At 50.7% G+C, this 4,161-nt stretch carries 3 protein-coding genes and 2 pseudogenes; all 5 read right to left on the bottom strand.

Translation table 11 applies throughout. From position 1 onward, the window contains the following. Window positions 1–100: 100 nt before the first annotated feature. Window positions 101–1,006 (bottom strand): annotated as a pseudogene (gene hisC, locus Q0277_RS06835) (histidinol-phosphate transaminase); the annotation flags it as partial. Beyond that, window positions 1,006–2,082 (bottom strand): prephenate dehydratase, encoded by a 1,077-nt coding sequence (gene pheA / locus Q0277_RS06830; protein WP_297996752.1) that lies wholly within the window; start codon window positions 2,080–2,082, stop codon window positions 1,006–1,008. The gene pheA and the pseudogene hisC, both read right to left, overlap by 1 nt. Beyond that, window positions 2,066–2,503, bottom strand: coding sequence for a hypothetical protein (locus Q0277_RS06825; protein ID WP_297996751.1), 438 nt, complete (start codon window positions 2,501–2,503; stop codon window positions 2,066–2,068). The genes pheA and Q0277_RS06825 overlap by 17 nt, the downstream gene beginning before the upstream one ends. Further along, a complete protein-coding gene (gene lysA / locus Q0277_RS06820; RefSeq protein WP_297996749.1) occupies window positions 2,500–3,810 on the bottom strand; it encodes a diaminopimelate decarboxylase in 1,311 nt (436 codons plus the stop codon). The genes Q0277_RS06825 and lysA overlap by 4 nt, the downstream gene beginning before the upstream one ends. A gap of 45 nt (window positions 3,811–3,855) precedes the next feature. After that, window positions 3,856–4,161, bottom strand: a pseudogene (locus Q0277_RS06815) (permease); the annotation flags it as partial.

Raw genomic sequence — 4,161 nt, 5'->3', positions numbered from 1 at the left:
GCCGTGAAAAGGCGGTGTCTTAACCCCTTGACCAACGGACCATATATTCATTAACAGAACATATCCCATTATATCAAAATTTAACTAATTGTCAAGCACTAAATTCTAAATTTTGCTCTCGCGCAAAATCCTCGAAGCGGCTCATCTGCGCGGCGTTGTTTTGCAGGCTTTTTTGCACGAAAGCCTCGTCTTTTAGCGCCGCAATCGCCGCTGCGAGGCTAAGCGTCGTGATGTTAAAGGGCGGGCGCAGCTTATAAAGCGCGCTTATGATTTGCCGCGGCGCGATGCCGTAGCCTACGCGCATACCGCCCAGGCCGTAGACCTTTGAGAAGGTGCCTAGATAGAGCACGTTTTTAAAATTTTGAATTAAAAGCTTAGGATCAAGCCTCTTGCGTTTATCTTTAAACGCGGCAAATTCGTTATATGCGGCATCGATCACTAAAAGCGTATCCTCATCCACGCTTCGAGCGAACTCATACACCGCCTCCGCATCCAAGCACTCGCCAAGCGGGTTGTTCGGCACGCACAAAAAGATGACCGAAATTTCATCCCTGTGCGCGTTATAAATTTTTAAAAGCTCGGCTAGATCGTGCTCCTGCGCGCTCGTTTTGTAAACCCTGGCCTCGCAGTGGCTTGCGTAGATGCCGTACATCGCGAAAGTGACGCCCGCTTGCAGTATCGCGCGGCGCGAATTGAGCTTGGCGTGCAGCGCAAACTCGATGATCTGATCGCTGCCCGCGCCGATGATGATATTTTGCGGCTCTACGCCGAATTTCGAGGCGAGCGCGTCCTTTAGCTCATACATCGAATCATCGGGGTAAAGATGTGCGCGTGCCGCGTTTTGTGCGATCGCCTCCTGCACCGCCTCGCTCGTGCCGAAAGGATTTTCGTTGCTGGCAAGCTTTAGCACGTCCTGCTTGCGGATGCCAAGCTCGCGCACCACAAGCTCGATCGGCTTCCCCGCTTCATAATTGCTTAGATTTTCTACAAATTCGTTAAATTTCATTACTCCCCTCCGTTTATATAGCTTCCCAGCCAGGTGATTTCGTGGCCGTTTTTCTGCGCGTTTTGCAACACGCGCGCCACGCGTTCATCATCCACATGCCCCTCAAAATCGACATAAAAGACGCATTTAAAATCCTTAAGCTTAACAGGGCGGCTTTCTAATTTGGTTAAATTTATCCCCTCGTTGCGAAACATCTGCAAAAAGTCCACGAGCCCGCCCGGGCGGTCGTCAGTTTTGGCTAGAATGCTCGTTTTGTTGCGGTCGCTCTTTTGGTTTTTAAAGTCGCTCAGCACGAAAAAGCGTGTGCGATTGGCGGAGTTGTCCTCGATCTTTTGAAACATCATCGGCACGCCGTAAAGATCGGCGGCGATCTTGGAGCAGATCGCGGCGGAGTGCGGCGTGGCAGCTGCCATCTGCGCTGCAAGCGCGGTAGATTTGGTCGCGGTAAATTTAACGCCGCTAAGGCCGTGATCGTCTAAAAATTTAAGGCACTGATTGTATCCTTGCGGATGCGAGAATATCTGCTCTACCGTGCTTACGTCGTCGCAGTGGCTCGCAAAGCAGTGGTGGATATCCATATAAATTTCGGCGACGATCTTGACGCCCTCATATTTTCGCAAGCAATCAAGCGTCGCTCCCACCGCGCCTTCGGTGTTATTTTCGATCGGCACGACGCCGTATTTGGCCTCGCCGCTATCAAGCTCCTTAAAGACCGCCTCGATGTTTGAGAGCGGTAGATAGGAGCTTACCGCGCCGAAGCGGCTTTTGGCGGCTTGGTGCGAATAGGTGCCGAAAGGCCCTAAAAACGCGACGATCTGCGGTTTTTCTAAATTTCGCGAAACCGAGAAAATTTCAAAAAATATCGCCTCGATCGCCTCTTTGCTTAAATTTCGCGCCTTTCCGCCGTCCAGCCTGCTGATGATCGAGCGCTCGCGCTCCGGGCGGTAGATTGCGCTGCCCGCGGTCTGCTTCAGCTCGCCGATCTTTTTGACGAACCCCATGCGCTCGTCGATAAGGCGCAAAATTTCATCATCCAGCCTATCAATACAAACGCGCAGATCATCGATGTTTTGCATCATAGCCCTCCTTCTGCTCGCCCCTAAATTTCGGTTTTAAAAATTTCACGCCGCCGCTCTTGCCGCTTTGCGCTTTGAAATTCTTACCGCGCGAACTTAAAATTTCATCGCTTGCAATTACTGCGCCGTAGCTTCCGCGCGCTAAGAAGGCGCGATAAAATTCGTCGCAGCGGGATTTGAAATTTAAAGAGCCGAGATTAAAATTTAAAGCGGGGCTTTGTTTTGCCGTAAAATTTACAGGCGCATTTTGTTTGGATTTGAAATTTAAAGCAGGGGCGCATCCTGGCTTGGAATTTAAAGCAGCGGTGCGTTTAAAATTTAAGACCGTACTTGCTGCTGCGTTAAAATTTAAAGCCGCTGCGCGTTCGGATTTTAAATTTAAGATCGCGCCCCGTTTTGGACGGCTCGCCGCGCGGATCATACGAGATCCTTTTCGAGCGCGATTAGATCATCAAAGCTTTCGCGCTTTCTAATTAGGCGGTCCTGTCCGTCGTAAACCGCGACCTCGGCGGCGCGACAGCGGGTGTTGTAGTTGCTCGACATCGAAAACCCGTAGGCGCCGGCGCTTTTGATCGCGAGCAGATCGCCGCTTTGCAGGCTAGGCAAGCTAACGCCTTTGGCCAAAAAATCGCCGCTTTCGCAGATCGGCCCCACGACGTCGCAGAGGCTCGCTGCGGCTAAATTTACGCTTGAAATTTTTTCATCCGCGCCCGAACCGCTTGTTTGATCCGAGCCCCTGCCGCCTAAATTTACTTCGCTCGCGCCGGATTCGTCTAAATTTATACCCTCCGAAGCGCTAACGATCTTGATGGCGTGGTGCGCGCCGTAGAGGCTCGGGCGTATGAGATCGTTCATCGCGCCGTCAACGATGACGAAGCGCTTGCCGCAGTTTTGTTTTTCGTAAAGCACGCGGGTAAGAAATACCCCCGCAGCCCCCGCGATGAAGCGCCCCGGCTCGCACACGATCGTGACGTCTAGACCGCTTAGGCTGCGCAAAATCCCCTGCGCGTAGTCGTAGAGCACGATCTGTTTTTCATCCTCGTAGCGGATGCCGATGCCGCCGCCCACGTCGAAAAATTTTATATCGATCTCAAGAGCTCGCAGCTCTCGCAGCAGATCGCTTACGATCTTTGCGGCGTCACAGATCGGCGCGATCTCCGTGAGCTGGCTGCCGATGTGAAAGTGGATGCCGACGGGATTTAAAAATTTGCTCTTTTTGGCGTAGATATACATCTTGCGCGCAGTCTCGATACTGACGCCGAATTTGTTCTCATTTAGCCCCGTGGAGATGTAGGGGTGGGTTTTGGCGTCAACGTTTGGATTTACGCGGATGCTGATGCGAGCGGGCTTATTTAGCTTTTGTGCGATTTGCTCGAGGCGCAGCATCTCGGCTTCGCTTTCTAAATTTATCAGCAAGATGTCCGACTTTAGCGCAAATTCTAGCTCGCTGTCTTGCTTGCCGACGCCAGAGAATATGATCTTATAGCTCTTTGCGCCGATATACAGAGCGCGGCGCAGCTCGCCAATGCTGACGCAGTCAAAGCCGCTACCCAGATCTGACAAAAACTTTAAAACGCTAAGGTTAGAATTGGCTTTAATAGCGAAGCAAACGAGCGATTTGCGCGCTGCGAAGGCCTCTTTGAGCGCTATGAAATTCTTTTGTATCTCGTTAAAATCGTAAACGTATAAAGGGGTGCCGTATTTGCGGGCTAAGCTTGAATAATCCATAGAATTTCCATCGATAAATTTTGCGCCATTCTAACAAATCAAGGCTTAACGATGCTTAAAAACCAAAAATGCTGCAAAGCCTAATAGCGCTGTTATGGGCATGATAATGCCAAGTTCTGGGATGATGACGCCGTTGAGAGAAAACCTAATTAACACGAAAAGCACGCCCCAAGCGCATAGCGTAGCGATAAAAAATCCGAAGCTTAGCAGCGCAAGATTAAAAAACCGTCCCGTAACGGGCAGGTAATAATACAGCACTAACACCGCCAAGGGCGCGAACAACGGAAAAAATATCATATTATAAAGGCTTGCTTTTATAGTGGAGATATTCACGCCTTGATGCGAAAAGGT

Source organism: uncultured Campylobacter sp. (genome assembly GCF_938030815.1).
Taxonomy (GTDB): domain Bacteria; phylum Campylobacterota; class Campylobacteria; order Campylobacterales; family Campylobacteraceae; genus Campylobacter_B.
Note: the sequence above shows the minus strand (reverse complement) of the source record. Positions and strands in the feature narration are given on the sequence as shown.